The following is a 25,486-nucleotide window of genomic DNA, read 5'->3' as shown; positions in this document are numbered from 1 at the left end:
AAGATCGCAGCCTAAGGCCTCGCGCGTAATTCCGGCCCGCCCTTGCGGCACTGGCCGACCCACGTGACCAGAAGAGTGCATCATGGATATCAGCAAGATCCCCGTCGGCAGCAACCCGCCCGACGACCTCAACGTCATTATCGAAGTCCCGACTGGCGGCGAGCCGGTCAAATATGAATTCGACAAGGAATCGGGCGCTCTGTTCGTCGACCGCATCCTGCACACGCCGATGCGCTATCCGGCGAACTATGGCTTCGTTCCGCACACGCTCAGCCCCGATGGCGACCCGCTCGATGCACTGGTCATCGCGCGCACGCCGTTCATCGCCGGCTGCGTCGTACGCGCCCGACCGATCGGCGTTCTCAACCTCGAAGACGAGCATGGCGGCGACGAAAAGCTGATCTGCGTCCCCGTCGACACGACTTTCCCGTATTATTCGGATGTCGGCGAGACCAAGGACCTGCCCTCGATCATCTTCCAGCAGATCGAACACTTCTTCACCCACTACAAGGATCTCGAAGCCGAAAAGTGGGTGCGCGTGGGCAATTGGGGCGACCGTGAAGAAGCGCGGCAGATCGTCCTCGAAGCGATCGAGCGTTACAAAGGCTGATCCGAACCGGTCATCGGGCGCGGCCTGCCGCGCCCGTTTCCGCTCACTCTACCGGACGGCCTGAATCGAGCAGGTCGTTGGCACGGTCGCCATCACCGCGGCGTTCCTTCTCGACCATTTCGGCAATTTCGCTCTCCGGTTTGACGTCGTGCTCCACCGCTTCTGCCGGTTGGGCGCGAGCGGACGGATGTGAAGGATGTGCCTCTTCGGCAAGGCTGGCGCTGCGCCCGATGGGCAATGCGCCGGTGCGCGGATCGAAGCGCAGGCGATAGATCGGTTCGGGCAAGGCAAATCCGCCCGTCTCCAGCGCTTCCTTCACAGCCGCGATCGCCAGGCTTCGCGACTTGTACCAGTCGGCCTTTTCCTGATCGATCCAGCCGAGGAAGCGGACTGCGATATTGCTGTCGCCCACATCCTCGATCCGCGCAGCAGGTTCCGGATCGCCGAGGACGAATGGCAGGGCCGCAAGTGTCTCGATCCCCAACTGCATCGCTGCACGCGGATCGTCGTCCGCGTCGACCCCGAGGATGAAATCGAAACGCCGCTGCGGATTTCGGGTGTAGTTGAGGATGACCGCCTTGAAGACCTGGCCGTTGGGAATGCGCAGGTGGTTCCCGTCGAGTGTCATGAGGATGGTCGCCCGGCTCGTCAGGCGGATCACCCGACCTTCATAGCTGTCGATCACCACCCAATCGTTGGCGCGGAAAGGCTGGCGCATGCTCAGCATTAGCGAGGCGACATAGTTTTCGATCGTGTCGCGCATTGCAAAGCCGAGCGCGATGCCGATGACGCCTGCACCGCCGAGGACCGCACCCAGGAGCGCGCCCGCCCCGAGCATGTCGAGCGCGATGAGCACGCCGCCAACCACGAAGACGAAGCGGATCGCGCTCCTCAGCAATTCGCCGAGGAATACGTTAGGGGCGACGCGGTTCCAGAAGCCCGAGAACCCCGCAATGACATAACCTGCCACGCCGATCAGCAGTGCGGTGATGAACGCCACTGCGAGCAAAGGGAGTATCTGCATGAAGTTGTCGGCGATGCCGCTCATGCGACCGAGCACCGACAGGTTTTCCTCTACCGAAAGATCGCGCTGCAGCTTGTTTTCGACCGTCACGACACCCGAAACGCGCCCCGCGATCTTGGCCGCGCGGTCGATCGCATCCGGATCGACAACGCTGCCGCGCAGCGTCACGACGCCTTCGGCCACGCTGACTTCGACGTTACGATAGGATGGAAGTTCGGCGAAGATCCCCTGGATACGCTCGCTGATCCGGTCATCGCTACCGGCATCCTGAGTGGTGGCGATGGTCTGTTCGACCGGCGCCACGGTTTCTTCGGCCGCCGGTTCTTCGGTGATTGTTGGGATCAGCGCATGTGCAGGTGCTGCCACCAGCACCAGCAGGACCATCAGACAATCGAGCAGTCTTTTCACAGCGCCCCTACCACAAAACACAAGAGGCGAGACTCGTCGTCCCGCCCCATGAAAGCGTCCGATAACCGGACGAGGTTCCCGCAGCTTGCTCAGGAAGCTGCGGCGATGAACTTGAAAATCCCTGTCAGCAGGAATGGCAGCCCGATAGCGAGACCCCAGAGAAGGGTCATGTCGCGGCGGAAATCGCCAGCCAGGGCCGGATCGGTGCTTTCCTCGTCGGAGAGCGCAACCCAGCGTTTCTCGAACCAGCGGCACGCCGGAATGATGCCAGCCACCAGCACGATCAGCGCAAGATAAGGCAGGATCGATACCGAACCATCGGTCGCGCTTTTCATCGCGTGGACGGTGCCGAAAATCTGCAGGGCCGTATAGACCAGCAGCGAATAAGCGACATGGTCGCTTGCGGATTTGCGCCAATCGCGCACCTTTTGAGTGTGCGCATGCTTGTGCGGCAGGACGTCGTTCACTCGACTATCTCCCCCGTTAGAGTCCCTCTTCCGACTCGAAGTTATTTCAAACTGTCGGCAAACTTGCAAGCGGCGTAACCTTAATGCGCATTTTCGCAGCGCATCTCCTCCGCTACGCGCCATGCACAAATCCTGCCAAATGGCGAAGATGGGGGTTTATTGGCTGTTTCAGGCTGCTAAAGCTGCAGCCATGAGCGACGCCGATACCATGACTGCGAGCGCAGCCGACGCCACCGCCCCCATGCCCAATGGCGGGCTGGAAGTCATTTCCATAGCCAAGAGCTATGACAAGCGCGCAGTGCTGACCGACATTTCCCTGACCGTGGGCAAGGGAGAGGTACTCGGCCTGCTCGGTCCCAATGGTGCCGGCAAGACGACCTGCTTCTATTCCATCATGGGTCTCGTGCGTCCGGATGCCGGACGCATCCTGATGGACGGTGAAGACGTCACCAACCTGCCGATGTACCGCCGGGCGATCCTCGGCCTCGGCTACCTGCCCCAGGAAACGTCGATCTTCCGCGGGATGACGGTCGAGCAGAATATCAACTGCGTGCTCGAAATGGTCGAGCCCGACGCCGAAACCCGCGCGCAGGAGCTGGAGCGCCTGCTGGAAGAATTCCATATCGAACGTCTGCGCTCCTCGCCTGCGATGGCGCTTTCGGGCGGTGAACGGCGCCGCTGCGAAATCGCCCGCGCGCTGGCGGCCAAGCCTTCGATCATGCTGCTCGACGAACCATTTGCAGGGATCGACCCGCTGTCGATCAGCGATATTCGCGATCTCGTGAAAGACCTGAAGAAACGCGGCATCGGCGTGCTGATCACAGATCACAACGTCCGCGAAACGCTCGATATCGTCGACCGTGCATGCATCATCTATGGCGGACAGGTGCTGTTTGCCGGGACCCCGCAGGATCTCGTGGCCGATGAAAATGTCCGTCGCCTGTATCTGGGCGAAGGCTTTACGCTGTGAGTTCAGGCGGGAATTGAACCATGGCGCTGGGTCCGAGGTTAGACCTAAGGCAATCCCAGTCACTGGTGATGACGCCGCAGTTGCAGCAAGCGATCAAGCTGCTGGCGGCAAGCAATCTCGAAATAGAAGCCTTCATCGGCGAGGCACTGGAAGCGAACCCCTTGCTCGAAGCGGGCGAGATGCGCGTGGAAGACCGCGAGCCTTCTGCCGAAAATACCGACATCCATGATGCGACCCCGGGCGAAGGTGAACAGGCGCTCGACATCGATACGTCTGCGCTCGACCGGGACCGCGACACGGGCGATGGCGACTGGGGCGCGGCAGGAGCCACCGGCTCCCAGATCGACGGGTTACCCGCGCTGGAAGAACGCAGCACCGCTGATCTCACCTTGGCCGATCACCTCGAAGAACAGGTTGGCCCGGCAGCGACTTCCGACAGGCAGGCATTCATAGCGCGGGCAATCATCGGGCAATTGGACGACGCAGGCTACCTCGTCGGCGAGCTCAGGGCGCTGGCCGCAGACCTGTCCGTTTCGATGGCGGAAGCCGAAGGCGCACTGGCGGTTGTCCAGTCGCTCGATCCGACAGGGGTCGGTGCGCGCAATCTTTCCGAATGCCTTGCGCTGCAGGCGCGCGAAGCCGACCGCTACGATCCGTGCATGGCGCGGCTGATCGACAATCTCGAACTGGTCGCGCGCGGCGATTTTGCCCGGCTCAAACGCATGTGCGATGTCGATGACGAAGACTTCGCCGACATGCTGGCCGAACTGCGCAGCTATGATCCCAAGCCCGGCCTCGCCTTTGGCAGCTCTGCCGCCGCTGCGGTCGTGCCGGACATTCTCGTCACCCAGGCCAAGGGCGAAGGTTGGGATATTGCCCTGAACGAGGCGACGCTGCCCCGGCTGATCGTCAACCGCGATTACTACGTCGAACTGCGCAACGGGTCGCCCGGCAAGGAAGCGCAAAGCTGGCTGCGCGAAAAGCTCGCCGATGCAAACTGGCTGATCAAGGCACTCGACCAACGGCAGAAGACGATCCTCAAGACCGCCGCCGAGATCGTGAAGAAACAGCGCGGCTTCTTCCTTCGCGGGGTATCGGAACTGAAACCGCTTACCTTGCGTGAAGTGGCCGAGGCGATCGACATGCACGAAAGCACTGTCAGCCGCGTCACCAGCAACAAGTACCTCCATTGCGATCGCGGCTGCTTCGAATTGAAGTACTTCTTTACCAGCGGGGTCAGTTCCTCGGATGGCGAAGGCGCCAGCGCCGAAGCGGTCAAGGCACGGATCAAGGCACTGATCGATGCTGAAGGCGACAAGGTGCTGTCGGACCAGAAACTCGTCGATATGCTCAAGGGCGAAGGCTTCGACCTTGCCCGCCGCACGGTGGCCAAATATCGCGAGGCAATCGGAATCGGATCATCGGCCCAGCGCCGGCGCCAGAAGAAGCTGCGGGGGCTTTAGCTAAAGGCGAGTCCGGACGTGAGCCTGGCGTTCTAACCACCTTCGCCCGGTTTCTCTTTCTAGCGTTTCCAGTTCAGCGCTGCCCAGATTGCCTTGGCGCTTGCGCGGGCAGGATAGGCCATCCGGTCGACCTGGAAAGGGCGCCAGACATTGGCCGGCATACCGTTCTCCGACTTGAATTCGAAATAGACCGCGCCCCCGCTGCGAATGGCTTGGAGACCGCGCCCGATCCGCGCGCCATTCCCTTCCGCCTCGGCCCCGCCGAAGAATCCGCCAGCTGACGTCACGTTGAACTCGCTCCATTCTATCGTGTCATAGATCGCGCTGTCGCCTTGCTTTCCGGCGCTCGCTCCGATCACAGCTGTACTTTCCGTCACCCCGAGCCGGATGCCCGCGATAGTGTTCGTGAATTTCCCCCGGACCGAACCGTCGGAATAGATATACATTCCGCCCTGCGGCCACGCTGTTCCGGGAGAGCGCAGTGGAATACACGCGAGCGCGCCGTCCGGATGCGTCGCAGGATCGAAAGCGACAACCGGAGCGGCATCGTTCGCGCCAAAATCCGGATCGCCCATGAATTCGTAGGTAATACTGGTCTTGGCGGAGAGACCGCACAAAGACAGGTAAGACTGCTGCGTTTCCTGGCTCAACTGCTGGGACTGTGCCGGCGAATGGGACGCGGCCGCAACCAGCGCGGCAAAACCCAAAGTCGAACCGCGAAAATACATGTAAGTCTCCTTGAGCACTGCCAGTCAATCGAGCGTCCGGCCTCATGGATCGTCGGGCACAAGAGACGCGAGGCGCGCCCTATCGGCGAAAGCCCGCGCGGCGAATAGTAAATTTCCGACACCGCTGGATCTGCCGCCGCCAAACCCCTCGCAGCCTGTGGATAAGTGTGACTCAAAAGACTCACATTGGCGCGCGACTCCTTGGAATCCCTCGGTTTACGAGAAATTAACCTTTTCCGTTCAGACCTTGTGTGGTTAATTCCTGGCAACCGCTCTTAGCGAGAGGTTACCACAAGCTTTGGGGCAAAGGGGGAACCACCCATGCGCGTGCTTTTGATTGAGGACGAACCGACAACTGCCAAGGCCATCGAGCTTATGCTCACGACCGAAGGCTTTAATGTCTATTCGACCGACCTCGGCGAAGAGGGTCTGGATCTGGGTAAGCTGTATGATTACGACATCATCCTGCTCGACCTGAACCTGCCCGACATGCATGGCTACGACGTGCTTAAGAAACTGCGCGTGGCCAAGGTGCAGACGCCAGTGCTGATCCTTTCGGGTATCGCGGAAATGGACAGCAAGATCCGTTCGTTTGGCTTCGGTGCCGACGATTACGTGACCAAGCCGTTCCACCGTGAAGAGCTGGTCGCTCGCATCCACGCCGTGGTGCGCCGTTCGAAGGGCCATAGCCAGTCGATCATTCGCACCGGCAAGCTGGCAGTGAACCTCGATGCGAAAACCGTCGAAGTCGACAGCGCCCGCGTCCACCTGACCGGCAAGGAATACGCGATGCTCGAGCTGCTTTCGCTGCGCAAGGGCACCACGCTGACCAAGGAAATGTTCCTCAACCACCTGTATGGCGGGATGGACGAGCCGGAACTCAAGATCATCGACGTCTTCATCTGCAAGCTGCGCAAGAAGCTCAGCCACGCATGCGGCGGCGAAAACTACATCGAAACCGTCTGGGGCCGCGGCTACGTGCTTCGCGATCCGGACGAGCAGGCAGAAGCTGCCTGACAGCAGTTTGAATCTCTTGGACGGGATTGAACGCCCGGGGCTTCACGCCTCGGGCGTTTTTCTTTATCGGGCGCCCCCATGTCAGCATTCAAGGAAGGCGATCCGACCACGCTCAACCGGCTCTATGGCCGCAGCCAGGGCAAACCCCTGCGCGCGCGCCAGCAGGGGCTGGTCGACAATCTGTTGCCGCAGATCGCGGTTCCGGCAGAAGGTCCGGTCACAGCCGAGCGCCTGTTCGGCGATGACCGCCCGCTTCATTTCGAGATCGGTTTCGGCGGCGGCGAGCATCTCGCCTACCGCGCGGACCTGCTGCCCAATCACGGTTTCATCGGGGCAGAACCTTTCGTCAACGGCGTGGCGCAGGCGCTGACCCACATCGAGGATGGCACACTCGCCAACGTCCGCCTGCACATGGGCGATGCGCTGGAAGTCCTGTCACGCGTACCCGATGGCTCGCTGACCATGCTCTACCTGCTGCATCCGGATCCCTGGCCGAAGAACAAGCATGCCAAGCGGCGCATGATGAACGACGGCCCGGTGCAGATGTTTGCCGATAAGCTGAAGCCCGGCGGCGAATTCCGCTTCGGCACCGATCACCCGGTTTACCTCCGCCATGCATTGATGGTCATGCAGCGTCACACCGACGCATTCGAATGGCAGGTTAAAGACCGTGAAAGCTGGGAGGTCCGCCCGTCCGGCTGGCCCGAAACCCGCTATGCCTACAAGGCGCGCACCGTTTATGGACACGAAATCTGGCACTTCCGCTATCGCCGCAAATAGGCGGGAACAGATGGGCCGGTCGCCCGCTGGTCCTGTGAACACGAGAGAGGATCTTCGATGAGCGACAAGAGCATTTTCATTTTCGGTGCATCGCGCGGCCTGGGCCTCGGCCTTGCAAAGGAATTCCTGGCGCGCGGATGGAACGTCGTTGCGAGCGAACGTTCCACAAGCGACGATCTCCATGCGCTCGAATGCGAAGCGCTGCGCATTGTTACCGCAGATGTCACCGATCCGGCGAGCTACGCTGACCTCGGCTTCGGCAATGGCGAGCTAGACGCGCTGTTCGTCAACGCCGGCATTTCCGGCGCCCGCCACCAATCGAGCGAACAGGCGACCGCCGATGAAGTGGCAGAGGTCATGATGACCAACGCCTTCGGTCCGGTGCGCGCCGCGAAGACATTGCTGCCCGCCGTCAAGGATGGCGGCACGCTCGGCTTCATGACTTCGCTGATGGGTTCGATCGCCGACAGCTCAGGTGGTTACGAATTGTACCGCAGCAGCAAGGCTGCGCTCAACATGCTGGCAAAGGGCGTTGCGGAACAGGATGCCGGCCCGCGCAATATCGCGACGCTCGCGCTCCATCCCGGCTGGGTCAAAACCGACATGGGCGGACCGCAGGCCCCGCTCACGATCGAGGAAAGCGTCAGCGGCCTTGCCGATGTCATCGAAAACGCCAGCGGCGGCTTCCGCTACGCCGACTACAAGGGCGAGGACATTCCCTTCTAACCGAGGCAGTCTCGCAGCGTCGCGATCAGCGCGGCGCTGTCTGCTGCCTCGTTGTAGAGGTGCGGGGTAACCCGCAGGGAAGTGCCGCGCAGCGATACGTAAACCCGTTCTTCCGCCAGCCTTTCGGTCAGCCCGTCCGGGACGCCTTCGGGAAATCCAAGAGACAGGAAATGGGGTGCGCGTACGTCGCGTCCCACCGAGGTAAGCCCGATGGCGGCAGCTTCGTCCGCAATCGCGTCGGTTTTTGCTGCCAGCGTTTCGGCGATGGCTTCCACGCCGAATTCGAGCAGGAAATCGAACGCGGCCACAGCGCCCATCATCAATGGCGGATTGGACTTCTCGCCCATGTCGAACCTGCGGGCGCCCGGCTGGAAATCGTCGCGATAATCCACCAGGCGAGAGAAATCTTCCGATCCGGCCCGGTTGATCCAGTTGTGCTCGATCGACTGGCCTTGGTGGTGCATCGGATCGATATAGAGCATACCGACGCCATAGGGCCCCATTAGCCATTTGTAGCAGGCCGCGACGGCGAAATCCGGCTGCACCTCGGCAAAATCGACTGGCAGTGCGCCCAATGACTGGGTCAGGTCCAGCACCAGCGCAGCGCCCGTTTCGCGGCATTTCCTGCCGACCGCAACCAGGTCGACCAGCCGCCCGTCCGCCCAGTGACAATGCGGCACCGCGACGATTGCAGTATCCGGCCCGATCGCATCGAGTACTGCCTCGGTCCAGCAAGTGTTGGCATCGCGCATGACGGCGACAACTTCTGCGCCCCTTTCGGCAGCGAGCTCTCTCCAGACATAGACGTTCGAGGGGAACTGGTCCGCCAGCGTAACGATGTTCTGTCCGCGCTTCACCGACAGGTTCCGGGCAGCGACCGCAAGCGCATAACTGACAGACGGAACGATCGCGATACTGTCCGCCTCGACCCGGACAAGCTGCGCGGCGCGAGAACGAAAATTCTCGCTAACGCTGAAGAAATCGGCCGGGAAGGTCGTCCACGGGGTCTGCTTGCGGCGCGCACCGCCCGTAATCGCGTCGGTCACATCATGCGACAGCGGCGACATATAGGCGCAGTTGAGATAGTGGATTTCGTCCGGGATGGAGAAGCGATGTCGCTGGCTGGGGATCGGTTCCATAAGTCCTGTGTAACGATCGTACGCGGGGCCGCAATTGCCTCGATGCGGCCATTCCACGGAACGCACTGCCCCGGCATCCATTGAAGGGATGTACCCAGAAGCGGAGCGCAATCCTTGATCACCACTGTCAATCCGGCCACCGGCGAATCCATCGAAACCTATGAAGTACTCGACGCCAACGGCATCGACCGGAAGCTCGAACTGGCCATCCGCACTTACCGCGACTGGCGCGGCTCGCGCCTCGATCAACGCACACAGCTGCTCGGCGCGCTGGCCGATGTTTACGAAAACAGGCTGGAAGAACTTGCACGCCAGGCCACCATGGAAATGGGCAAGCCGATTTCGCAGGCGCGATCCGAGGTCGAAAAATGTGCCAGCCTCTTCCGCTATTTCGCGAAAGCCGGACCGGAGATGCTCGAACCACGCCGGTGGGAGCTGTCGGATGGCGGACATGCCGAAGGGCGCTGGCTGCCGCAGGGCCCGGTGCTGGCCGTCATGCCGTGGAACTTCCCGTTCTGGCAGGTCGCGCGCTTCCTCGCACCCACGATCATGGCCGGCAATGTCGGTGTGCTGAAGCACGCGAGTATCGTGCAGGGGACCGCAAAACTCATCGAGGAGATGATGCTGGAAGCGGGCGCACCAGAAGGCTTGTTCCAGAACCTGTGCGTTTCGTCCGACCCCATCAATGACGTCATCGCGGACACGCGTATCGTCGCCGCGACCCTGACCGGCAGCGAAGGTGCAGGCTCAGCGGTCGCCGCCCAGGCTGGCAAGCATCTCAAGAAAACAGTCATGGAACTGGGCGGCAGCGATCCTTTCATCGTCATGCCGTCCGCCGATATCGAGCAGGCGGTGGAAGACGCGGTTTTCGCGCGCATCCAGAATAACGGCCAGAGTTGCATCTGCGGCAAACGGACCATTGTACATGCCGACATCTACGACAATTTCGCCGGGCGCTTCATCGATGCGCTGAAAGCCGTCGAACCGGGCGACCCGATGGACGACGACACCAGGCTCGGGCCGCTTTCGAGCGTCGATCAACGCGATACGGTGATCGAGCAGGTCGCTGCTGCGAAGAAGGATGGCGCCACGCTGCTCTTTGGCGGCGAGAAGCTGGACCGTCCGGGTGCGTGGATGACGACCGGGCTGCTGACCGATGTCGAAATCGGCAGCGAAACGGGCACAGACGAAATCTTCGGCCCCGTCGGCCAGCTCTACAAGGCGAAGGACATCGACCACGCAATCGCGATCGCCAATGCGATCCCCTTCGGCCTCGGCTCGGCAGTATGGACAAATGACGCTGACGAGCGCGAGCGCTTCGCCAGCGAAATCGAGGCCGGGATGACGACCTTCAACGCCGTCAACGGGTCGAAGGTCGAGGCGCCTTTCGGCGGGATCAAGCGATCAGGCTATGGCCGCGAGCTGGCCGAGTTCGGCCTGCACGAATTCATGAACCTCAAGACGATCGTCTATCCGGTCGGCTGATCAGCCGACGACGCCTGCCGCCGCAAGAACCGACAGCGTAAGGACGTCGGGCGCGATGGCAGTCATCGGCGCGATCTGCACCGGCTTTTCCATCCCGATCAGCATCGGGCCGACCGTCGCATTGCCGGCGAGTTCGCGCAGCAGCTTTGCCGACAGATTGGCCGATTGCAGGCCCGGCATGATCAGGACGTTGGCGGGTGCCGAAAGGCGGCTGAAGGGATAGAGCTCCATCACCTTGGGGTTGAGCGCCGCGTCGGGGGCCATTTCGCCTTCGTATTCGAAGTTCACGGTCTCGTCGGAATCGAGGATGGCCACAGCATCGCGGATGTTGCCCAGCCATTGGCCCGACGGATTGCCGAAGGTCGAATAGCTGAGGAAGGCGACGCGCGGTTCGTGGCCCATGCGCCGCGCCACGGCGGCCGTTTCCTTGGCAATGTGCGCCAGCATGCTCGCGGTCGGACGTTCGTTGATCGTGGTATCGGCAAGGAAGGTGGTGTGGTTCTTGCCGATCATCATATGCACGCCGAAAGGCACTGCATCGGGCTTTGGATCGAGCACCAGGTTCACCTCGCGCGCGGTCTGCGCGAAGGTCCGCGTCAGGCCCGAGATCATTGCATCGCCATGGCCGAGCGCGACCAGCAGGGCGGCAAAAACGTTGCGTTCCTGGTTCACCATGCGCCGCACGTCACGCTCTGTGTAACCTTTGCGCTGCAGGCGCTTGTAGAGATAATCGACCATGGCCGGCACCTTGTCCGACACGGCGGAGTTTTCGATTTCGAAGCTGCCGGGGTCGGAAACGCCGAGCATGTGCAGGCGATCGACCACGTTCTTGGTCCGGCCGACCAGGATCGGCGTGCCATATCCGAAATCGCGATACTGGATCGCGGCGCGCAGCACGACGTCCTCTTCCGCTTCGGCAAAGACCATCCGCTTGGGGTTGGCCTTGCACTCCTCGTACACGCGGGTCAGCGCCGAGGTAGTCGGGTTGAGGCGCGCCTTCAGCGACTGGCGATACTTGTCGAGATCGTCGATCGGGGCGAGCGCCACGCCCGAATCCATCGCCGCCTTCGCAACTGCGCTCGACACGACTTCGATCAGGCGCGGATCGAACGGCGCGGGAATGATGTAGTCGGTGCCGAACTTGTGGTTGATGCCATAGGCAGCAGCGACTTCTTCGGGCACGCGTTCACGCGCAAGGTCCGCAATCGCGTGGGCTGCGGCGATCTTCATCTCTTCGTTGATCGCGGTCGCCTGCACGTCGAGAGCGCCGCGGAAGATGAAGGGAAAGCCCAGCACGTTGTTGACCTGGTTGGGGAAGTCGCTGCGTCCGGTCGCGATGATCGCATCGGGACGCACGGCCTTCGCTTCGTCAGGCATGATTTCGGGCGTCGGATTGGCCATGGCGAAAATGATCGGCTGCTTGGCCATCTTTTCCACCCATTCCGGCTTCAGCGCACCGGCTGCCGAAAGGCCGAGGAAGATGTCCGCTCCAACCAGCGCTTCTTCGAGGCTGCGCGCCTCGGTCTGCACCGCATGGGCGCTCTTCCACTGGTCGACATTGTCGCGCCCCGGATAGATCGGACCCGAACGGTCGCAAACGATCACGTTTTCGTGACGCACGCCGACGGACTTGATGAGCGCGGTACAGGCCAGCGCCGAAGCGCCTGCGCCGTTGACGACCATCTTCACGTCCTTGAGATCGCGCCCCGTCAGCTTGCAGGCATTGATCAGGCCAGCGGTGGCGATGATCGCGGTGCCGTGCTGGTCGTCGTGCATGACCGGGATGTTCATGCGTTCGCGCAGGGCCTGCTCGATGATGAAGCATTCGGGCGCGGCAATGTCTTCGAGATTGATGCCGCCAAAGCTCGGCCCCATCAGGGCGACCGCTTCGATGAACTTTTCCGGATCTTCGGTGTCGAGTTCGAGGTCGATGGAATCGACGTCGGCGAAGCGCTTGAACAGCACTGCCTTGCCTTCCATCACCGGCTTCGACGCCAGCGCGCCGAGGTTGCCGAGGCCAAGGATGGCGGTGCCGTTGGAGATCACGGCAACGAGGTTCGAACGCGCCGTGTACTTGGCTGCAAGCTTGGGATCGGCTGCGATTGCCTCGACCGGGGCGGCGACGCCCGGCGAATAGGCGAGGCTCAGGTCGCGCTGGCTCGCCATGGGCTTGGAAGCGATGATCTCGATCTTACCCGGGCGGATCGTCTCGTGATAAAACAACGCCTCGCGGGTGGTGAAAGTAAGGGGGGGCTTCTCTTTCGCCAAGTCTCGAACCTTCCTCTGGGTAACGTCGCGGGCCCTACAGCCTGTTTATTGCAAGCGATAGGGGAAAGCACGCTTCCCCGCATATCGAATCGCTTCGCGGCAGGTTAGGCGGTGTTTATGGCCACCGCGACCGCATCAAAGTCCAAACCGACCCCGATGATGGAACAGTATCTTGCCCTGAAGCAAGAGGCTGGCGGCTGCCTGCTGTTCTATCGCATGGGCGATTTCTTCGAACTGTTCTTCGAAGACGCGCGCGAAGCCGCCAATATCCTCGACATCGCGCTGACCTCGCGGGGTGAGCACGGCGGCGAGTCCATCCCCATGTGCGGCGTGCCGGTGCATTCGGCCGAAGGATACCTCGCCCGCCTTATCAAGGCTGGATGCCGCGTCGCGATTGCCGAGCAGGTCGAAACGCCCGAAGAAGCGAAGGAACGCGCCAGACGCGAGGGACGTCCCGTGTCGAAGGCGCTGGTGAAGCGCGACATCGTCCGCTTCGTGACCGCAGGCACGCTGACCGAAGAAACGCTGCTCGAACCGCGCCGCGCCAACCTGCTGGTGGCGCTGGCCGAAGTGCGCGGCACAATCGGCATCGCCAGCTGCGACATTTCAACCGGCGAGATGGTGCTCGAGGAATGCGCAGCCGACATGCTCGGCGCGGTCACCGCGCGCCTGGGCGCGAGCGAGGTCGTGGCCTGCGAAGGCTGGGAACATGGCCCGGATGATATCATCGAGCGCGACCGCCGCACCTTTTCCAGCGACGATGGCGAGGCGCGCCTGAAGTCGATCCATGGTGTCGCGACGCTAGACGGTTTCGGCAGTTTCTCCCGCGCCATGCTAGCCGCGGCCGGTGGCCTGATCGACTATCTCGACCACGTCGGGCGCGGCACGTTACCGCTGCTGCTTCCGCCGCAGAAACGCGAGAGCGGACAGTCCATGCTGATGGACGAGGCGACCCGCAGCAGCCTCGAAATCCTCGCCGCGCAGAATGGCGCCAGGCAGGGCAGCCTGATTGCAGCCATCGACCGCTGCGTGACGGGGGCGGGCGCTCGCCTGCTTGCCGACGACCTGGGCTCTCCCCTGCTCGACCGCGACGCGATCGAAGCCCGGCTGTCGCTGGTCGGATGGCTGCACAAGGACCCGCTAAACCGCGCCGCCCTGCGCGAGAAGCTGCGTGCGATACCCGACCTCGGCCGCGCGCTCGGCAGGCTTGTCGCTGGACGCGGCAGCCCACGCGATCTTGGCCAGATCCGCGACGGCCTGGCCGATGCACGCAGTGTTCGGGACATGCTCGGCGCGCTTCCCGACCAGCCGCGGCTATTGCAGGACATGATCCCCGCGCTCGGCGGGCATTCGGCGCTGATCGACCTGCTCGGTAGGGCGCTGGTCCCCTCGCCCCCGACGGAGCGTTCGAGCGGCGGCTTCATTGCCGAAAGCTATGACATCGCGCTCGACGAATTGCGCGCCATTTCGGGCAATGCCCGCAAGGCGATCGCAGCGATGGAGGCACGCTACCGCGACGAGACGGGCATTTCCGCGCTCAAGATCAAGCACAACGGCGTGCTCGGCTATTTCATCGAAGTGCCTGCAAAACACGCTGATGCGCTGATGGCACCGGACAGCGGGTTCACCCATCGACAGACGATGGCGGGCGCAGTGCGGTTCAATTCGATCGCGCTCCACGAAGAAGCGACCCGTATCGCCGAGGCCGGTGGCCGGGCGCTCGCTGCCGAAGAATCGCATTTCGAGGATCTGGTCGGTGCTGTCTGCGGTGTAGCGCGAGAGATCGCCGCGACCGCAGCCGCCCTCGCCCGTATCGACGTTTCTGCCGGACAGGCGGAGCGCGCCGCAGAAGGGGGCTGGTGCAGGCCCGAGATAGAAGAGGATGCGCGGCTCGACATACGTGGCGGTCGCCATCCAGTAGTAGAGGCCGCGCTGGCACGCACCGACGAACGCTTCGTCGCCAATGACTGCACTCTCGCCCCCGACAACCGGCTGTGGTTGATCGGCGGCCCGAACATGGGCGGTAAATCGACCTTCCTGAGGCAGAATGCCCTGATCGTCCTGCTGGCGCAGGCGGGTGGTTTCGTCCCTGCCGAAAGCGCCTCCATCGGACTGGTCGACAGGCTGTTCAGCCGGGTCGGAGCGTCCGACAACCTTGCCCGGGGCCGATCGACCTTCATGGTCGAAATGGTCGAGACCGCTGCGATCCTGAGCCAGGCGAGCGAACGCAGCTTCGTGATCCTCGACGAGGTCGGGCGCGGTACGTCGACCTATGACGGGCTGGCGCTTGCATGGGCAGTGGTCGAGGCAGTGCACAGCCACATCGGCTGCCGATGCCTCTTCGCGACGCATTATCACGAACTGGCGCGCCTTGCCGAAACCTGCGACAGCCTGAGCCTGCACCATGTCCGTGCGCGCGAGTGGAAGGGCGACCTCGTCCTGCTGCACGAGCTGGCAGAAGGTCCGGCGGACCGGTCATATGGCCTTGCTGTCGCACGCCTAGCCGGCGTGCCGACGGGCGTCGTGAAACGCGCGAAGCAGGTGCTCGACAAGCTGGAGAAGGGCCGCGCCGAAACCGGCGGTCTTGCCGCCGGACTGGGCGAGCTTCCCCTGTTTGCAGCGATGGCAGAGGTGGAGGAAGAAGCAGCCGATCCGGTGGCGGAAAAGCTGGCCGAACTCGACGCAGATTCGCTCTCTCCGCGAGAGGCGCTCGATTTCGTTTATGAACTCAAGCGGTTGGCTCAATCTACGAAAAGTTAACTCGCTTACGGCTAATTGAGCGCATCTATGCGCACCGATCTCTTCACCAATCCCAAGAAGGCCCTGTTCTTTGCCGGGGCGATCATCTTCGGCGTCATCATGACGGTCGATTCCCACAGCGGAGATACCGCTTTCGAATCGACGCCCGAAGACAGCGAATACATGTCCGGCGAAGGGCAGAACTCCTTCTTCGGCCAGCGCGAACTGGTGCAGGACGAGGCGGAGCAAGGCGATTCAGGCGTCGATTGGGGTTCGCCCGTCGAAGACTCTGGCGACGATAGCGAGGGATACGAGCCCGAAGGAGAGGACGTTTCCGTTCCCGATGCCTCGACCGAGATCGAGACCGGTTCCGGCAAGCCCAGCCCCTATGCGCCCCCGGGCGGAATGGGTCCGGACGGCCCGACAGGCTTCTGACCGCCACGCTTGCCACGCCGGATCAATGCGTTAGCTTGGCCTGATGGACCAGGCCGATAAAGACAGCAGTTCAGCCGAAAAAACCGATACCAGTACCAGGCTGGCCGAGAACCGGACCGATTGGGCCGAAGATCGCACGATCATGGCGCTGGAGCGCACCTTTGCAGGATGGATGCGCACCGCCTTCGCGGCCATCGCGATCGGGATAGGCTTTCGCGCGCTGTTCGGCGAATTCGACCCGCCATGGCTGGCAAAGGCAATCGCGACAGGTTTCCTGATGCTGGCAATCCTGTTTGCGCTGGGTGCAGAAAGGCGAGCCTGCCGCGCTTTCGACAGGCTCACCTCTCATGCAGTCGATGCGCCCAAGCTGCCCAATATCAAGCTGATTGCCTATTCGATATCGGTCGGCGCTGTCTTGCTGATCGTGGCATTCTGGGTGCTCAGTAACGGCACCCTCGCCCCGGAATAGGTCCCGGATTAGGTTCCGTCGCCGCGCAGGCCGTCGAGCTTGGACGGGCTGCCATACTTGTCGACATTGTCGTCGTGGTTGGGTTCGCCGGCATAGGCCGACATGTCGACCGTATTGCCATTCGTCATCTGCTTCATGTGGTCATAGACGTCCTGCGCATCGGGCGCATTGAACGCACTATCGACATGGCTGGTATCGCTGCCGAACACGAGCGAGGAGCGATCCTGCGCCTGCTCGGATACTTCCTGTGCCTGGCTGCGGTGGTCGTCCTGTTCGTCATTATGCGTTTCCGGAGCGAGTCCGGACTGGCGCATTTCCTGGCTTTCGACGGGGGTATTGGTGTCGGTCATGCAAAATCTCCTTTGCCTGACCAACGGACGGGGCCGCGCCCCGGTTCCGCCCTAGCGCGTGGGAACCGGTGCTTCGCCCGAATAGTCGTAGAACCCGCGACCGGTCTTGCGACCCAGCCAGCCGGCCTCGACATATTTCACCAGCAGCGGCGCCGGACGGTACTTGCTGTCGCCGGTCGTTTCGTAGAGCACCTTGATGATCTCGAAACAGGTGTCGAGACCGACGAAGTCGGCGAGTTCGAGCGGGCCCATCGGGTGGTTGAGGCCGAGGCGGCAACCCTTGTCGATATCGACGATGTTCGCGGTGCTCTGCCCCAGCACGAAGATCGCTTCGTTGATCATCGGCAGCAGGATGCGGTTCACGACGAAGCCGGGTTCGTCCTGGCTAAGCACCACCTGCTTGCCCAGGCTTTCGGCGAAGGCGGTTATGCGGTCGGTCGTTTCCTGCGCGGTGGCAAGGCCGGGAATGACTTCGATCAGGCCCATGACCGGCACGGGATTGAAGAAGTGCAGCCCGATGAAGCGCTGCGGATCGGGCGCGTAATTCGCCATGCGGGTGATCGGGATAGAGCTGGTGTTCGACGCCATGATCGCATCGTCGCGCAGCATCTTGCCTGCCGCTTCGAAAATCGCCTTCTTGATCTCTTCGCGCTCGGTCGCTGCCTCGATGATGAGGTCGGCGTCGGCCATCGTCGAGTAATCGCCCACCGGAGTAATGCGGTCGAGCGTAGCCTGTGCATCGGCAGCTTCGATCTTACCGCGGCCGACCAGCTTGGTCAGCGCCTTGTCGATGCCGGCCTTGCCAGCTTCCGCCCGTGCAAGGTCGACGTCGGAGATGATCACCTTTGTCCCGTGCTGGGCGATCGTCTGGGCAATGCCCGTCCCCATCTGGCCTGCACCGATAACCGCGACTGTCCGCATCTCAATTCCTTCGCACTTGCAGCAAAAAACGCCGCTTAGCGAAGGCAGGCCATGCTGGCTAGCGCCGTTTTCAGCGATTCTGGCCCGGGACCCACTTCACGTCAGCACGCCCGCCGTCATTGCAGTCGCGGGCCAGCACGAAGAGGTAATCGGACAGGCGGTTGATATAGGCGAGCGCCGCCGGATTAACCGGTTCCACCTCTGCCAGCGCGCCAGCCGCCCTTTCGGCCCGGCGAACAGCGGCGCGGGCAATATGCAGCCGAGCCGATACTTCGGAACCGCCCGGCAAAATGAAACTATCGAGCGGCTGGAGGTTCTCGTTGATCGCGTCGATTGCGCGCTCGAGATATTCGACCTGGCGCGGCACGATCCGCAGCACCATTTCTGACGGTTCGAAATCCTCGCCCGGCGTCGCGAGGTCGGCACCCAGATCGAACAGGTCGTTCTGGATTCGCGTGACGTCGGCGCGATGTTCGCCGAGATCGCAAGTCGCAGCGAGGCCGAGGGCACTGTTCGCCTCGTCCACCGCGCCGATCGCTTCCATGCGCGGGGCATGCTTGGGCAGGCGCGAACCATCGACGAGCCCCGTCGAACCGTCGTCACCGGTCCGGGTGTAGATCTTGTTGAGCTTTACCATTTCGCCTGTCCCCCCAAGGCGCGCCGCGCCTTACTGGGCAATGGCGAGGATGATCGCGATCACCACCACGGCCAGCGCCTGGTACTTGATACGCGCGAACATCGCCCGGTTCTGCATCAACTGCATTTCGGTCACGGTCTCGCCCTCTCCCGATTCAAGGTCGATCCTGGTCGTCCTGAGAAAGGCGACGATGCCGCGAACCAGCGACACCACCACCATGATTACGAGAATGGCGAGCACGATGAAGAGGAAGGTGTTCATGCCCCCTATCTAGGGATTTGCCAGCGTATTTCCAGATGGAAGCGATCCTGCGCGCAAACGGTCGGCGAGCGCCCTTCCATCCACGCCGTTTTCGCGCATGTCGCGCAGCGACGGGCTCTCGCGCCGCTTGGCCAGCTTGCGCCCCTCTTCGTCCAGCAGCAGGCCGTGATGGTGCCATGTCGGTACCGGCAGGCCGAGCAATTCCTGAAGCAGTCGGTGGATGTGTGTCGCGGCAAACAGGTCCGCCCCGCGCGTCACCAGCGTTACCCCGTCGGCCGCATCGTCGAGCGTCGCGGCGAGATGATAGCTCGCCGGTTCGTCCTTGCGCACCAGCACTACATCGCCGAACGGGCGCGGATCGGCGACCTGCTCGCCTGCGATCTCGTCCATCCAAGTCAGGTTGCCGAGCGAAGCGAGCGCCTTGTCCATGTCCAGCCGCAAGGCTGCAGGCCGTGATGGATCGAGCAGCCTGCCCTTGCAGGTCCCGGGATAGACGAAACCGTCGGGGCCGAGCTTGGGCCTGGCCGCCTCGATCTCCTTTCGCGTGCAGGTGCAGGGATAGAGCATGCCGTCATGCACCAGCCGCGCCGCCGCCTCCTGATAGCTGTCGAGGCGTGTCGATTGCGCTGCCACATCCTCCCATTCGAGACCCAGCCATTCGAGATCGCGGCGAAATTCGTCCGCCAGTTCGGGCCGCGAACGCGCACCGTCTATATCCTCGATCCGCAGCAGGAACCGGCCACCCCGCTCGCACGCAATGTCATGCGCGACGATCGCCGACCAGGCATGGCCGAGATGCAGCATGCCGTTCGGGCTGGGGGCGAAGCGGGTGGTGACCATTCTTGACTCGAAATCCTCGGTTTCGCGGCGTGCCGTCAAATCCTGATTGTGGAAACCATGTTTGTAACGGGGTTGACGCTTTTGGCAGCAAATGATTCTTTCGACGAAATCAGGGAGGGACGCTGCCAGTGTTCAAAGCCGAACTGATCGAGAATGCCGCGCGCTTCCGCAGCGCAGACAATGATCCGACGCGCAACCTGTCGGCTTGCCCCGCGCTTGTGCTGAATGCGGATTACACCCCGCTATCCTATTACCCGCTCAGCCTGTGGCCATGGCAGACCGCGATCAAGGCGATCTTCCTCGACCGGGTTGACGTGGTCGCGACCTATGATCGCGAGGTGCATGCCCCCTCGCTCGATATGAAGATCCCCAGCGTGATCGCGCTCAGGCAATATGTGAAGCAGAGCGAGTTTCCCGCCTTCACCCGTTTCAACCTGTTCCTGCGCGACAGTTTCCAGTGCCAGTATTGCGGCGGGCACGATCACCTGACCTTCGACCACGTGATCCCGCGCAAACTGGGCGGGAAGACGACGTGGGAGAATATCGTTGCCGCCTGCGCACCGTGCAATGCGCGAAAAGGTGGCCGCACGCCGCAACAGGCGCACATGCACCTCTATGAAAAGCCGATCCGCCCGACGAGCTGGCAATTGCAGCAGCGCGGACGGCTGTTCCCGCCGAACCATTTGCACGAAACCTGGCGCGACTACCTCTATTGGGACATCGAACTGGAGGAATAGACCTCTCGGGGAATGGTCACGTCACCGCCGCGCGCTGATTGAATTCGGGATTCTGCCATTCGCCATTGGCGTGCACTTCCACGAGGTGCCGCGCCGCCTCGGCCATATCCTCGAAACGCAGATAGGCAGGGGCGAAGCCGAGCCGCAATATGTCGGGATCGCGGAAGTCTCCGATCACCCCGCGTCCGATCAGCGCCTGGCAGATGGCGTAGGCCTCGGGATGGCGGAAGGAGAGCTGGCTGCCGCGCGCCGCGCTGTCGAGCGGGCTGACCAGTTCGAGGTCGAGGCCCCATTCGCCCAGCACCTCGAGGAAAAATTCCGACAACGCGCGTGACTTTCGCGCCAGCCGATCGACGCCAATTTCTGCCACCAGGTCGACGCCCACCTCCAGCGCGGCAAGCCCGAGGATCGGCGGCGTGCCGCATTGCAGGCGGTCGATGCCCGGTGCCGGTGAATAATCGTCGGAGAAGGCAAAGGGCACCTCGTGCCCGAACCAGCCGGTCAGTGGCTGGTGAACCGCCTCGTGATGCCTCTCCGCCACGAAGGCATAGGCAGGCGCGCCGGGGCCGCCATTGAGATATTTGTAGCCGCAGCCGACCGCAAAATCCGCTTCGCAGGCATTAAGATCAACCGGCAGTGCACCGCCCGAATGCGACAGGTCCCACAGCACCAGCGCCCCTGCATCATGCGCCGCCTTGGTAAGCGCTGCCATGTCATGCATCTCGCCGGTCTTGTAGTGGACATGGGTCAACAGCAGCAGCGCGACGTCCGCGTCCAGCGCCTCGGCCAGCTTGCCGCGGTCGGCCAATCGCCGCTGCGCCAGCCCCTGCCGCTCCAGACCTGCGATCATGTAGAGATCGGTCGGGAAATTGCCCGGCTCAGACAGGATGACCTTCCTGCCGGGACGCATTTCGAGCGCGGCGGCGATCAGCTTGAACAGGTTCACGCTGGTGGAATCGCAGGCGATGACTTCGTTCGGATTCGCACCCACAAGCGGCGCGATCTTGGCACCGATGCTACGCGTCATGCCGATCCAGTCGGCGCTGTTCCAGCTGCGGATCAGCCCTTCGCCCCATTCGCCGCGGATCACGCACTCCAGCCGCGAAGGCGTCTCCTTGGGCAATGCGCCGAGCGAATTGCCGTCGAGGTAGATCACCCCATCGGGCAGCATAAAGCGGTCGCGGAAACCCGCCAGGGGATCGGCGGCGTCAAGTTCGCGGGCGCGTTGCAGCAGGGCATCACGCATCGGGCAGCTCCCTCAATATGGCGCGTACCGGAGAGGCATCCCCGCCCACGATCGGCAGAGGCAGCGCAATCAGTTCGTAGCGGCCCGGAGCGACACCATCGAGCACCAGCCCTTCAAGCACGCGCATGTCCGCTGCGAGCACGGCAAGGTGCGCGTCCATCGTCTTTGAATCCTGCGGGTCGAGCGACGGCCCGTCCATCCCGATCAGCACCACGCCCTGCGCCGCGAGCGCTTCGATCGTGGAAGGGGCGATTGCGCTGTGCTGCGCATCCCATGCTTCGTGCGGGAATTGATCATAGGTGCGGAACAGCACCCTCGCCGCGCCCTGCAGGTCGGGCAAATGTTCGGGCCTGACGAGTTCGCCGCAGCCGCGCGCGTCCACAACGAGGCATTCCCCGAGATAGGCGGACAGGTCGACACTCGCGATGTCGGGTGCACCTTCGGCATAGTGCAAAGGGGCATCGGCATGGGCGCCGGTGTGGGTCGAAAGCGTCAGTGCGGAAACATTGACCGGAGAGCCTTCGCCCATCTGCCAAGTGCCGGCCTGCGCAAATTCGGTGTCGCCCGGCCACACCGGCACGCCGGGTCGCAGTTTCTGCGAAATGTCGATGATCTGCAGCTGGCGATCGGCGGCCATCAGATCGCGGTCCTCACGCTCAGCAGCTCGGGAAAGAACGCTGCCTTCAGGACATTCGCGAGATAGGGCACACCCGGCGTGCCACCGGTGCCCGTCTTGAAGCCGATAATCCGCTCTACGGTCTTGAGGTGGCCGAAGCGCCAGCGTTGGAAATGGTATTCGAGATCGACGAGCTTTTCGGCAAGCTCGTACAGGTCCCAATATTTGTTCGGATGGCGGTAAACTTCCGCCCAAGCAGCCTCGACGCTCGCCGAATGGACATAGGGTGCCTTTGTGTCACGCTCTGTCACGCTTGCCTCGATGTCGAAACCGCGCCTTGCGAGCAGCCTCACGGCCTCGTCATAGATGCTCGGCCGCGCGGCCTCTTCACGCAGCTTTTCCGCCACTTTCGGCGTTGCTTCATGGATCGTGATCATGTCCGGATTACGCCCGCCGAGCATGAATTCCATCAGCCGGTACTGGGCCGACTGGAACCCGCTCGATTTCCCCAGGTGCGGGCGAATGGTCGAATAATCGTGCGGCGTCATCGTGCTCAGCACATCCCAGCTCTGGATCAGCTGGCCCTGTGCCCGCGCGACCCTGGCGAGCATCTTGAAGGCCGGGCGCAAGTCGTCCGCAGCAATGTGGGTCCGTGCTGCAGTCAACTCGTGCAGGCAGAGCTTGAGCCACAGCTCGCTCGCCTGGTGCACGATGATGAAAAGCATTTCGTCATGCGCGTCGGAGGTCGGATGCTGCGCGGCAAGGATCCGGTCGAGGTCGAGATAGCTCGAATAGGTAACGTCTGCGGCCATGCGCGCTGCCTAGCGTGCGATGGTGACAAAAGAAACTATCCCTCGATCACTCGCGTCTCGGGATGATGCCTGTCGAGATGTTTCTTCACGATGCGCAAGTTTCGCGTGTTCGACCTGAACAGCAAGTCGGCCGCGTCACCCACCACCGGAACGATGCCGATCGCGGTATCGAAAGCGACATTGGCGCCCATGCGCCAGAGCTTCCATTTGGGCAGGCCGAGATTGCGCGCTTCCCATACGAGATAGGCGCCCATGGCAGTGGTCACGATATCGCCAAGGACTGGGACGAGGCCGACGATCGCATCGAGGCCGATGGGATAGTTTACGCCGGGGATCCTGAAGCTGCGTTCCAGCAGCATTTCCATCGCCTCCAGCCGCTGGCGTACAGACTGCGGATCGGTGCCGGTCGGCATCGATACCCCCATCACCTGCGGCCGTTCTGGATTGGACATGCGCTGCTCCTTTACCCCTTAGGTGGTGGGTTCGACGAGCGGGAACAAGGGGTGGAGCCCCCAGGGGTTTTCCTGGAACCCTGCGACATTCCCTCGCACCAGCGACCACCTGATCGGTGCGCCGATGGGGACGTAGAAATGGGCCGCCCTCATCTCCAGCTGGGCGCTGGCGAACAGTTCATCCTTCTTCGACAGGTCGTTTTCGGCCAGTGCCTGTTCCACCATCTGGTCAGCGGTTTCGGAACAAGGGCCCGAACGGATTTCGCAATTGAACTGGTTGAGGAACCAGCGCGGCGAGGAGTAGCGGGCAACGCGGTCGATCAGTTCGAGGTCTCCCCTCTCGCCCGCGGCAGTCCTTTGCGCCGTAACGCCGATGGTCTTGAAATCACGGGCGAGGCCCGAGAAGACCCGGTCGCTGCCGGGCCCCCTAGGCAACTTAATCGAGACGGTTGGCGTCTGGCCGGAGGAAGATGCCCATGCGGAAATCCTGCGGCGCGCCTCAGCCCGCCTTTCCTCGATTGTCTGGCTTTCCCAAGCCACGCGCTTGGGCACGACATTTTTCCATGTCTCGCGCGGCACGATTTCCAACGAGGATTTCCAGCCGCCGATGTTGAAGGATTGCATAAGCCCCTCACGATCGATCGCCATCGACAGCGCTTCGCGTCGTGCCGGATCGCTGAGCAATCCGTCATCCGTCATGACGATCAGCCCGAACAGTCCCATAGACGAATCCAGCCGGATCGTCCCGCGGGTCAGCGGTCCGGTATCGACCATCGGCAGGCTGTAGAGTTGGCCGTTGAGGACTATGTCGAGGTCGCCTGCACTGAACAGGTCGATCGCTTCCTTCGCAGGTAGTGCGCGAAGTGCCAGCGGGCGCGTCATGTCCTCCCAATCCTCGCGCGCCGGCAGGCCGCGAGATTCAGGAGGCATGGCGGTGAGCTCCGCCACGTCCGAATCCTCGGCCCGTGTCATGACAAAGGGGCCGGTGCCCTTACCCTGTCGCACGAAACCCATTTCTGGCTGGGCCAGCAGGCGGAGAAAATCGGGCATGGGGCTTGTCAGGCGTATTTCGATCACGCGCCCGGCCATGGCGCGAACATCGTCGACCTTGCCCAGGTCCAGCCCGAGCGAGGTCCCTTTCACCCGTCGCAGATTGTCCTGTAACAGACGCTGGGCATCGCGAGAGGCGATCCGCTCGCCATCCGGCCAGTTGGAATCGCGAAGCTTGAAAATATAGCTCAGCCCGTCGTCGGTGACGATCCAGCGCTCGGCGATTGCAGGAACGATGTTGCCGCTCGCATCCAAGGCGACGAGCCCTTCGAATGTGGCGGCTCGCAATTCCTGCGCTCCATAGGACAGGCGCACCCCCTGATCGAACAGGCTTTCGGGTTCGCCGATAACGGCAACCTCGATCGGTCCGCTGTCGCCAGAGGAGCCACAGCCGGCAAGCAGAGCGACCGGAAGAAGAGCTGTCCAGATTCGCATGGTGCGAAATTCGTTAGCAGCTTGGGAGGCGCTGGTCAGCGCCGATTCGCAGAAGCAGCGAACTTATACGCGGCGCGAAGGTCCGGCAGCTTTGTTGCGGTGGGGATATTCGACGATTGCGCTGTCGAGCGAGCGGTGTCCGCCCGTTTCGAAATAGGCGCGCTTTGCCTCTGCACAATCGACTTCGCTGTCGAAGGCGACGCCAAATCGGTCGCCCTGTACCCATGCGACGCAACCCGTGATCGGCTCGCTGCCCCGGAGAGTGACGGTAACACGTGACCCGCGGGTGATGCGCGTATTGCCAGCACCCATCATGCCGGCAGAGGAGAGATTGCGGACCTTGATGCGGTAATTGGCCACCACGTTCTCGACCCGCATCTCAGCCGTCATGATGAGGCTTT

At 62.4% G+C, this 25,486-nt stretch carries 27 protein-coding genes; 11 read left to right on the top strand and 16 right to left on the bottom strand.

Going from position 1 to position 25,486, the window contains the following annotated elements; genetic code table 11:
- Positions 1-82 precede the first annotated feature (82 nt).
- Entirely contained in the window at positions 83-610 is a 528-nt protein-coding gene (gene ppa / locus AMC99_RS13530; RefSeq protein ID WP_061927367.1) for an inorganic diphosphatase, read from the top strand.
- Between the two features lie 43 nt (positions 611-653).
- On the opposite strand, the gene AMC99_RS13525 is transcribed toward ppa, so the two are convergent.
- Positions 654-2,042, bottom strand: a complete 1,389-nt coding sequence (locus AMC99_RS13525) for a mechanosensitive ion channel family protein (RefSeq protein ID WP_232301436.1) — start codon at positions 2,040-2,042, stop codon at positions 654-656.
- Positions 2,043-2,131: 89 nt separating this feature from the next.
- On the bottom strand, positions 2,132-2,509 hold the full coding sequence (locus tag AMC99_RS13520; RefSeq protein ID WP_061927363.1) for a hypothetical protein: 378 nt from the start codon (positions 2,507-2,509) through the stop codon (positions 2,132-2,134).
- 190 nt (positions 2,510-2,699) lie between these two features.
- On the opposite strand from AMC99_RS13520, the gene lptB reads away from it, so the two are divergent.
- Positions 2,700-3,479: an LPS export ABC transporter ATP-binding protein gene (gene lptB, locus AMC99_RS13515; protein WP_061928074.1), complete on the top strand. Its 780-nt coding sequence runs from the start codon at positions 2,700-2,702 to the stop codon at positions 3,477-3,479.
- Between the two features lie 20 nt (positions 3,480-3,499).
- A complete protein-coding gene (gene rpoN, locus AMC99_RS13510) occupies positions 3,500-4,942 on the top strand; it encodes an RNA polymerase factor sigma-54 (protein ID WP_061927354.1) in 1,443 nt (480 codons plus the stop codon).
- A gap of 59 nt (positions 4,943-5,001) precedes the next feature.
- On the opposite strand, the gene AMC99_RS13505 is transcribed toward rpoN, so the two are convergent.
- Positions 5,002-5,670: a hypothetical protein gene (locus AMC99_RS13505; RefSeq protein WP_061927351.1), complete on the bottom strand. Its 669-nt coding sequence runs from the start codon at positions 5,668-5,670 to the stop codon at positions 5,002-5,004.
- Between the two features lie 321 nt (positions 5,671-5,991).
- On the opposite strand from AMC99_RS13505, the gene ctrA reads away from it, so the two are divergent.
- The 3 genes from ctrA to AMC99_RS13490 all read left to right on the top strand — a co-directional run bounded on the left by ctrA (position 5,992) and on the right by AMC99_RS13490 (position 8,193).
- The gene (ctrA, locus tag AMC99_RS13500; RefSeq protein ID WP_061927349.1) at positions 5,992-6,687 is read left to right on the top strand and encodes a response regulator transcription factor CtrA; all 696 of its coding nucleotides are present in this window, start codon (positions 5,992-5,994) and stop codon (positions 6,685-6,687) included.
- A gap of 78 nt (positions 6,688-6,765) precedes the next feature.
- Positions 6,766-7,467 carry a tRNA (guanine(46)-N(7))-methyltransferase TrmB gene (gene trmB / locus AMC99_RS13495; RefSeq protein ID WP_061927347.1) on the top strand — a complete coding sequence of 234 codons (702 nt, stop codon included), beginning with the start codon at positions 6,766-6,768 and terminating at the stop codon, positions 7,465-7,467.
- Between the two features lie 57 nt (positions 7,468-7,524).
- Positions 7,525-8,193 carry an SDR family NAD(P)-dependent oxidoreductase gene (locus AMC99_RS13490; RefSeq protein WP_061927346.1) on the top strand — a complete coding sequence of 223 codons (669 nt, stop codon included), beginning with the start codon at positions 7,525-7,527 and terminating at the stop codon, positions 8,191-8,193.
- On the opposite strand, the gene AMC99_RS13485 is transcribed toward AMC99_RS13490, so the two are convergent.
- Positions 8,190-9,332, bottom strand: coding sequence for an aminotransferase class V-fold PLP-dependent enzyme (locus AMC99_RS13485; RefSeq protein WP_061927344.1), 1,143 nt, complete (start codon positions 9,330-9,332; stop codon positions 8,190-8,192). The genes AMC99_RS13490 and AMC99_RS13485 overlap by 4 nt on opposite strands.
- 114 nt (positions 9,333-9,446) lie before the next feature.
- On the opposite strand from AMC99_RS13485, the gene AMC99_RS13480 reads away from it, so the two are divergent.
- Positions 9,447-10,817 (top strand): NAD-dependent succinate-semialdehyde dehydrogenase, encoded by a 1,371-nt coding sequence (locus tag AMC99_RS13480; protein ID WP_061927342.1) that lies wholly within the window; start codon positions 9,447-9,449, stop codon positions 10,815-10,817.
- Here the strand turns inward: AMC99_RS13480 and AMC99_RS13475 are convergent, their stop codons facing one another.
- A complete protein-coding gene (locus AMC99_RS13475) occupies positions 10,818-13,085 on the bottom strand; it encodes an NADP-dependent malic enzyme (protein WP_061927340.1) in 2,268 nt (755 codons plus the stop codon).
- 117 nt (positions 13,086-13,202) lie between these two features.
- Between AMC99_RS13475 and mutS the strand changes: the two genes are divergently transcribed.
- The 3 genes from mutS to AMC99_RS13460 are packed head-to-tail and all read left to right on the top strand — an operon-like array spanning position 13,203 to position 16,728.
- Positions 13,203-15,845 carry a DNA mismatch repair protein MutS gene (gene mutS, locus AMC99_RS13470; protein ID WP_476692315.1) on the top strand — a complete coding sequence of 881 codons (2,643 nt, stop codon included), beginning with the start codon at positions 13,203-13,205 and terminating at the stop codon, positions 15,843-15,845.
- A 27-nt stretch (positions 15,846-15,872) separates the two neighbouring features.
- The gene (locus AMC99_RS13465; RefSeq protein ID WP_061927338.1) at positions 15,873-16,259 is read left to right on the top strand and encodes a hypothetical protein; all 387 of its coding nucleotides are present in this window, start codon (positions 15,873-15,875) and stop codon (positions 16,257-16,259) included.
- A 43-nt stretch (positions 16,260-16,302) separates the two neighbouring features.
- On the top strand, positions 16,303-16,728 hold the full coding sequence (locus tag AMC99_RS13460) for a YidH family protein (RefSeq protein ID WP_061927336.1): 426 nt from the start codon (positions 16,303-16,305) through the stop codon (positions 16,726-16,728).
- A gap of 8 nt (positions 16,729-16,736) precedes the next feature.
- Here the strand turns inward: AMC99_RS13460 and AMC99_RS13455 are convergent, their stop codons facing one another.
- The 5 genes from AMC99_RS13455 to gluQRS all read right to left on the bottom strand — a co-directional run bounded on the left by AMC99_RS13455 (position 16,737) and on the right by gluQRS (position 19,737).
- On the bottom strand, positions 16,737-17,078 hold the full coding sequence (locus AMC99_RS13455; RefSeq protein ID WP_061927334.1) for a hypothetical protein: 342 nt from the start codon (positions 17,076-17,078) through the stop codon (positions 16,737-16,739).
- Between the two features lie 51 nt (positions 17,079-17,129).
- Positions 17,130-17,999 (bottom strand): 3-hydroxyacyl-CoA dehydrogenase NAD-binding domain-containing protein, encoded by an 870-nt coding sequence (locus AMC99_RS13450; RefSeq protein WP_061927332.1) that lies wholly within the window; start codon positions 17,997-17,999, stop codon positions 17,130-17,132.
- A gap of 70 nt (positions 18,000-18,069) precedes the next feature.
- A complete protein-coding gene (locus tag AMC99_RS13445; RefSeq protein ID WP_061927330.1) occupies positions 18,070-18,636 on the bottom strand; it encodes a cob(I)yrinic acid a,c-diamide adenosyltransferase in 567 nt (188 codons plus the stop codon).
- Between the two features lie 30 nt (positions 18,637-18,666).
- Positions 18,667-18,897 carry an HIG1 domain-containing protein gene (locus AMC99_RS13440; RefSeq protein WP_061927327.1) on the bottom strand — a complete coding sequence of 77 codons (231 nt, stop codon included), beginning with the start codon at positions 18,895-18,897 and terminating at the stop codon, positions 18,667-18,669.
- Positions 18,898-18,906: 9 nt separating this feature from the next.
- Complete coding sequence (gluQRS, locus tag AMC99_RS13435; RefSeq protein WP_061927324.1) at positions 18,907-19,737, bottom strand: tRNA glutamyl-Q(34) synthetase GluQRS; 831 nt, start codon at positions 19,735-19,737, stop codon at positions 18,907-18,909.
- A 128-nt stretch (positions 19,738-19,865) separates the two neighbouring features.
- Here gluQRS and AMC99_RS13430 point away from each other — a divergent pair, with 128 nt between their 5' ends.
- The gene (locus AMC99_RS13430; protein ID WP_061927322.1) at positions 19,866-20,474 is read left to right on the top strand and encodes an HNH endonuclease; all 609 of its coding nucleotides are present in this window, start codon (positions 19,866-19,868) and stop codon (positions 20,472-20,474) included.
- A 16-nt stretch (positions 20,475-20,490) separates the two neighbouring features.
- Here AMC99_RS13430 and kynU read toward each other — a convergent pair whose 3' ends face one another.
- From kynU to AMC99_RS13400, 6 genes are all read right to left on the bottom strand, one after another.
- Complete coding sequence (kynU, locus tag AMC99_RS13425; protein WP_420805553.1) at positions 20,491-21,720, bottom strand: kynureninase; 1,230 nt, start codon at positions 21,718-21,720, stop codon at positions 20,491-20,493.
- Positions 21,713-22,357, bottom strand: coding sequence for an arylformamidase (gene kynB, locus AMC99_RS13420; RefSeq protein WP_061927320.1), 645 nt, complete (start codon positions 22,355-22,357; stop codon positions 21,713-21,715). The genes kynU and kynB overlap by 8 nt, the downstream gene beginning before the upstream one ends.
- The gene (locus tag AMC99_RS13415; protein WP_061927318.1) at positions 22,357-23,148 is read right to left on the bottom strand and encodes a tryptophan 2,3-dioxygenase; all 792 of its coding nucleotides are present in this window, start codon (positions 23,146-23,148) and stop codon (positions 22,357-22,359) included. Before AMC99_RS13415 ends, kynB begins: the two co-directional genes overlap by 1 nt.
- Before the next feature lie 35 nt (positions 23,149-23,183).
- Positions 23,184-23,600 (bottom strand): DUF4112 domain-containing protein, encoded by a 417-nt coding sequence (locus tag AMC99_RS13410; protein WP_061927315.1) that lies wholly within the window; start codon positions 23,598-23,600, stop codon positions 23,184-23,186.
- Between the two features lie 18 nt (positions 23,601-23,618).
- The gene (locus AMC99_RS13405; RefSeq protein ID WP_083440181.1) at positions 23,619-25,085 is read right to left on the bottom strand and encodes an ABC transporter substrate-binding protein; all 1,467 of its coding nucleotides are present in this window, start codon (positions 25,083-25,085) and stop codon (positions 23,619-23,621) included.
- Between the two features lie 63 nt (positions 25,086-25,148).
- Positions 25,149-25,475, bottom strand: coding sequence for a hypothetical protein (locus AMC99_RS13400; protein ID WP_061927313.1), 327 nt, complete (start codon positions 25,473-25,475; stop codon positions 25,149-25,151).
- Positions 25,476-25,486 lie beyond the last annotated feature (11 nt).

Source organism: Altererythrobacter epoxidivorans, assembly GCF_001281485.1.
In the GTDB taxonomy this organism is placed as follows: Bacteria; Pseudomonadota; Alphaproteobacteria; order Sphingomonadales; family Sphingomonadaceae; genus Erythrobacter; species Erythrobacter epoxidivorans.
The sequence above is the reverse complement of the archived record's forward strand: the minus strand, read 5'-3'. Positions and strand labels throughout refer to the sequence as shown.

Coding starts and splice junctions, on each gene's coding strand:
- AMC99_RS13465 (WP_061927338.1), top strand. CDS start 15,873: ATGCGCACCGATCTCTTCACCAATCCCAAGAAGGCCCTGTTCTTTGCC.
- AMC99_RS13405 (WP_083440181.1), bottom strand. CDS start 25,085: ATGCGAATCTGGACAGCTCTTCTTCCGGTCGCTCTGCTTGCCGGCTGT.
- rpoN (WP_061927354.1), top strand. CDS start 3,500: ATGGCGCTGGGTCCGAGGTTAGACCTAAGGCAATCCCAGTCACTGGTG.
- AMC99_RS13485 (WP_061927344.1), bottom strand. CDS start 9,332: ATGGAACCGATCCCCAGCCAGCGACATCGCTTCTCCATCCCGGACGAA.
- mutS (WP_476692315.1), top strand. CDS start 13,203: ATGGCCACCGCGACCGCATCAAAGTCCAAACCGACCCCGATGATGGAA.
- AMC99_RS13455 (WP_061927334.1), bottom strand. CDS start 17,078: ATGACCGACACCAATACCCCCGTCGAAAGCCAGGAAATGCGCCAGTCC.
- kynU (WP_420805553.1), bottom strand. CDS start 21,720: ATGCGTGATGCCCTGCTGCAACGCGCCCGCGAACTTGACGCCGCCGAT.
- gluQRS (WP_061927324.1), bottom strand. CDS start 19,737: ATGGTCACCACCCGCTTCGCCCCCAGCCCGAACGGCATGCTGCATCTC.
- lptB (WP_061928074.1), top strand. CDS start 2,700: ATGAGCGACGCCGATACCATGACTGCGAGCGCAGCCGACGCCACCGCC.
- ppa (WP_061927367.1), top strand. CDS start 83: ATGGATATCAGCAAGATCCCCGTCGGCAGCAACCCGCCCGACGACCTC.
- AMC99_RS13505 (WP_061927351.1), bottom strand. CDS start 5,670: ATGTATTTTCGCGGTTCGACTTTGGGTTTTGCCGCGCTGGTTGCGGCC.
- AMC99_RS13415 (WP_061927318.1), bottom strand. CDS start 23,148: ATGGCCGCAGACGTTACCTATTCGAGCTATCTCGACCTCGACCGGATC.
- AMC99_RS13490 (WP_061927346.1), top strand. CDS start 7,525: ATGAGCGACAAGAGCATTTTCATTTTCGGTGCATCGCGCGGCCTGGGC.
- trmB (WP_061927347.1), top strand. CDS start 6,766: ATGTCAGCATTCAAGGAAGGCGATCCGACCACGCTCAACCGGCTCTAT.
- AMC99_RS13410 (WP_061927315.1), bottom strand. CDS start 23,600: ATGTCCAATCCAGAACGGCCGCAGGTGATGGGGGTATCGATGCCGACC.
- AMC99_RS13460 (WP_061927336.1), top strand. CDS start 16,303: ATGGACCAGGCCGATAAAGACAGCAGTTCAGCCGAAAAAACCGATACC.
- kynB (WP_061927320.1), bottom strand. CDS start 22,357: ATGGCCGCCGATCGCCAGCTGCAGATCATCGACATTTCGCAGAAACTG.
- AMC99_RS13450 (WP_061927332.1), bottom strand. CDS start 17,999: ATGCGGACAGTCGCGGTTATCGGTGCAGGCCAGATGGGGACGGGCATT.
- AMC99_RS13445 (WP_061927330.1), bottom strand. CDS start 18,636: ATGGTAAAGCTCAACAAGATCTACACCCGGACCGGTGACGACGGTTCG.
- ctrA (WP_061927349.1), top strand. CDS start 5,992: ATGCGCGTGCTTTTGATTGAGGACGAACCGACAACTGCCAAGGCCATC.
- AMC99_RS13400 (WP_061927313.1), bottom strand. CDS start 25,475: ATGACGGCTGAGATGCGGGTCGAGAACGTGGTGGCCAATTACCGCATC.
- AMC99_RS13440 (WP_061927327.1), bottom strand. CDS start 18,897: ATGAACACCTTCCTCTTCATCGTGCTCGCCATTCTCGTAATCATGGTG.